Origin of the sequence: Mesorhizobium sp. M7A.T.Ca.US.000.02.2.1, from assembly GCF_003996995.1 — a bacterium.
GTDB lineage: Bacteria > Pseudomonadota > Alphaproteobacteria > Rhizobiales > Rhizobiaceae > Mesorhizobium.
In genome coordinates this window covers 1-4,275 of the sequence record NZ_RZTT01000477.1, presented here as the reverse complement: position 1 = coordinate 4,275, position 4,275 = coordinate 1, and the positions used below count along the sequence as shown (strand labels likewise).

Here is a 4,275-nt window from a genome sequence, read left to right as displayed (position 1 = left end):
CGAAAGAGCGCGATGAAAAGGCCGAGCGGGCGCGGCTGTTCAAGCTGCAGACGGCCGACCAGCTGTTTTTCGCCAAGCCGAGCGAGCGCGAGACCGGCCCGGCCTATTGCCCGCAAGGCACGTTCGCCTATGGCACCGGTACGGCGGCCGAGCTGCACGCCAAGGCGTATTTTCGCGGGCGTGGCGTCGACCTCGACCAGGTGCAGAACCTCAACCGCTATTCGTTCCGGTTTTCGCCGGCGACGGAATGGTGGAAGGGCGCGCGCTATGACAACGCCAACGGGCGCCGCTGGAAGGCCGAGCGCGGGCCGCTGTTTCCAGCCATGCACTGCGCCATGCGCAACCGCATGGGCATCGTCACGGCCTGCCATGTCACCTTCTTCGACCCGGTGCGGGCGAGCAAGGCGCCGGTGACGCCGGCGAAGCTGATGTGGGGCGAGGCACAGGGCGCCGTGGTGGAGATCTCCATGGGGCCGAACGCGGTGCCGTTCTGGATGGCCGACCGCGACGGCCTGGTGCCTGACGCGCTGGTGCTGGCCGAGGGCATCGAGACGGCGGCGAGCTTTTGCGCGCCGGTGCCGGAAGCGCGCGTGTGGGCCGGCGGCTCGCTCGCCGGCGTCGGCTCGGCGCCGGTCGGCCTCGATTGCGTCGAGTGGGTGCTGTTCGCGCGCGACAACAACACCGGCAATCCACAAGCGCAAAAGCAGTTCGATCAGGCACTGGCCGGGCTGGAAGGCCACGGCAAGCGCGTCGTCGTGGAGGCCAGCCACGTCGGCGACGATTTCAACGATCTGGCGCAAGGAGAAGAATGATGTCTACCGGAAGCCTAGAAGCCGGCGACGCGGCAGCTGCCGCCGTTGCCAAGACCGACAAGCGGGTGACGCTTGCCGCCATGGAAGCCAAGGTCGAAACCGCGCAGTTCTTCAACCCGACATGCGCGCCGCAGCTGACCATCTGCGTCATGACGCTGACCAACGGCTTTACGCTGGTCGGCAAGAGCGCGCCGGCCGACCCGGCCAACTTCAACCATGCGCTGGGCGAGAAGTTCGCCCGCGAGGACTGCATTCGCCAGATGTGGCCGCTGGAAGGCTATTTGCTGCGCGAACAGCTGGCGGAACCGGCCCACAACGATGGCGAGGCCTACATCGTTGACGGCCAAATCCGTATCGGAGTGAGCGTTGCCAATCTCCCGACCATCATCGCGGGAAACCCAGCCTGGTCCGACGAATTCGTCGTCAGCGACGTTGGCGAAGCGGCCAGATCGATAGTTCGCCGCCTCAACGAAGAGGAGGAGGACGGCACAACCCTCATTCATCGCGCGCTCGACCAGGCCGCAGAAGCTGCGCTCGAACAGGGCGACGACGGCTTCGACGAAAAAGCAAACGAGGAGGAGGAATGACCATGAGACGCAAGAGAGGAAGCCGCAATGCCGGTGCCGGAACTGCTGCTGCAACGCCGCAAGGAAATGCTGCTGCTGAAATTGTCCAGGAGGCGGTTTCGACAGGTGAACCGGCTGGTGCCGCCGATACTGCAAGCGACCAATCGGCGGGCGATCGGCCTTTGGCCGCAACTGGCGACCAGGCCGATGATGCAGCCGGACATGAGCTGGGGGACGTACAACGCGCAGTCGGCGGCGCTGTGGAAGGGACTGACACTGATGCTGCCGCGCCGGTTGCGGCTGATGCTGTGGAAGAATCGCAAGACGCGGCGGGACCGACCGCCGAGGCCGGGCAAACGGCGGATGCACAGCCACAGCAAGCCGGGCCTGCACAAGAGGAAGCGGAAGGGCTGACAAATGGGCAAGAAGAAGAAGGAACCGGCGCCGCTGCTGGATCATCTGCGGACATGGAATTGGGAGAGGCCCAATCTGGACCCGGAACTAATGCTGGGCTGGATGGCGGTGGCGGCGCTGGCGCAGGCGAGACCGCCGCTGGTGTTGTCAATGGCGGCACCAAAAGCGTCGCGCCTCTGTACCTCTGCCACAAGCAGGTGCGGGCGCTGAAAATCGGTGCGGTCGAAATTCTTCCGGAGGGACGGAGCAAGATCGCTCCCAAGGACGAAGCCTATGCGCCTTTCCTTGCTCCATCAGGATGGGGCGCCCGCTTCCACGGCAGCGAGGACGATCCTGGCTATTACGTCCTTTACGAAGATGGCTACGCATCGTGGTCGCCCACCAAGGCTTTCGAAGACGGCTATAGCTTGATGCCGGCCGATCAACGCGATGACCTCACCTTCAAAACGCCGCTCGATGTCGCCGAGCTGGCGCGCGGCGTCGGTGCCGCTGCCCGGTACTTTGCCGATGGCGGTGGCAGCGAACCCGACATCTTCGCGCGCGAGGAAGCCGCCATCATGGCCGATTTCGTCCGGGACAATCCCGACGCGCCGGTGGAAGCCATGTTCATCCACCTTAGCCTGAAAAAGCGCTACCCGCGCACCGAGCCGAACCGGGCCGATCTGTTCGTGCTGTCGCTGTTCCATGCCGCATGCAAGGCGGCGATCGCGTTCGAGGCCGACCAGGCGGCCGAGGAAGCCGCCGCCAAGACCAAGCCGGCGCCCTCGGGCGGCTGGCCCGGCGATCGCGCCCTGCAACCATCCAAGCCGGCGATGTCGCCGACTGGCTTTTCCCCGCGCTAAGGTCCGCTTCCTCCCAAGGATGCCTAGCGCTTTTGCCCGCCGGCGATCGCCGCAACCTCGCCGGCGGGCTTTTTTGACCCTTGAACAGCATGGAATGAGCAGTGGCGAAGGCGCAGACACAGACCGGTTCCAAGGCACTCCGCGCCGCTTTCCTCGATGGCAAGCGCGCCAAGGATGAAGCCGACGCGCTCAATGTGATCGACCCGGACCCGAACCTGCCGCGCGACGGCATCAACCCCGGCATGTGGGAGGGCGCACCGTTCGACTCGATGCCGCCGGACTGTCCGGTGAAAGTTGTCGGCCGCGATTCGGACGGCAACGTCTACTGCATTTCGACAACCGGCAATCTGCGCATGATCGACCGTTGGGACATGCCGGCGCTGGCCGACCTGTTCGCGCCGAGGATCAACACGCTGATGTGGGCGTGGCCCGGCTGGGGCAAGAAAGACGTGTGGGACCCCGAACAGGAAAAGATGGTCTCGAAAAAGATCGTCAACCGCGTCGAACGCGACAAATGCATGATGGCGATCATCAACGAGGCCGCGCGCAAGCCGGACTTCGACCCGCACACACAGCATCGCGGCCGGGGCGGCTGGGAAGACAGCCACGGGCGGTTCGTCTGGCATTCCGGCGGCTGGCTGTGGCTGGTCGACGGCAAGAGGCTGGAACAGGCGCGGCCGGCGCAGCATGACGGGTTTCTGTACACCAAACAGGCGGCGACGATCGAGCCATGGGCCGAGCCGGTGACACAGGAGGAAAGCCCGGCGCGGCGCATCCTCGAAGATCTCCAGACATGGAACTGGCAGCGGCCCTATCTCGATCCGGTGCTGGTGCTGGGCTGGATCGGCACGGCGCTGATGGGCGGCGCCTTGAAGGCGCGGCCGATCATCTTTGCCACCGGCGGCGCCGGCGTCGGCAAATCGCGCCTGCAGGAAGTGGTGCGCTCGGCGCTGGCCGGCGCGGTGACGCAATCGGTCAACACCACGGCCGCCGGCATCTACCAGCGCGCCAAGACCGACAGCCTGCCGTTCATGATCGACGAGCTGGAATCGAAGCCCGGCTCGACCAGGGCGGAAAGCGTGATCGAACTGGCCCGTGTCGCCTATACCGGCGGCGACATCAGCCGCGGCGGCCAGGACCACGAGGCGACCACGTTCACCGCGCGCAATTCGTTCTTTTTCTCGGCCATCATCCCGCCGCCCATGGGCGCGCAGGACAAGACGCGCATGGCGATGCTGAACCTTTCGCAGCTCGACCGGCCGGGCAAGAGCAGCCGCGACCTGGTGCTTAAACCCGAGACGGACGGCCGCATGATCCTGCGGCAGATCATGGACGGCTGGAAAGACTTCAACGATGTGCTGATGCCCGACCTTGCCACCATCCTGGGCGAGCAGGGCATGTCGGCGCGGGCGATCGACACGTTCGGCACGCTGCTGGCGGCAGCTAGACTGCTGGTCGGCGACGAGGTGCTTGAAAAGGTGGGCCTGCCCATGACGGACGGAAACCATCTGGGCGCCATGATCGCCGAGGCGACGGCGGCCGACCGCACGGAAAACCTCGATCACTGGCACAAATGCATCGACACGCTGTTCCAGAGCCAGATCGACACCGTCGCGCCAGGCGTCGATCTGGCTCTGGAAC

Annotated in this window: 4 protein-coding genes; all 4 read left to right on the top strand. The window is 65.4% G+C overall.

The window, feature by feature from the left end; genetic code table 11:
• On the top strand, positions 1 to 812 hold an 812-nt coding region (locus EOD15_RS29755), incomplete at its 5' end, for a toprim domain-containing protein (protein ID WP_148129699.1).
• Complete coding sequence (locus EOD15_RS29750) at positions 809 to 1,399, top strand: Gp49 family protein (protein ID WP_245463804.1); 591 nt, start codon at positions 809 to 811, stop codon at positions 1,397 to 1,399. The genes EOD15_RS29755 and EOD15_RS29750, both read left to right, overlap by 4 nt.
• Complete coding sequence (locus tag EOD15_RS29745) at positions 1,396 to 2,634, top strand: hypothetical protein (RefSeq protein ID WP_127409095.1); 1,239 nt, start codon at positions 1,396 to 1,398, stop codon at positions 2,632 to 2,634. The genes EOD15_RS29750 and EOD15_RS29745 overlap by 4 nt, the downstream gene beginning before the upstream one ends.
• Before the next feature lie 101 nt (positions 2,635 to 2,735).
• A partial coding sequence (locus EOD15_RS29740; protein ID WP_148129698.1) for a hypothetical protein occupies positions 2,736 to 4,275 on the top strand: 1,540 nt, incomplete at its 3' end.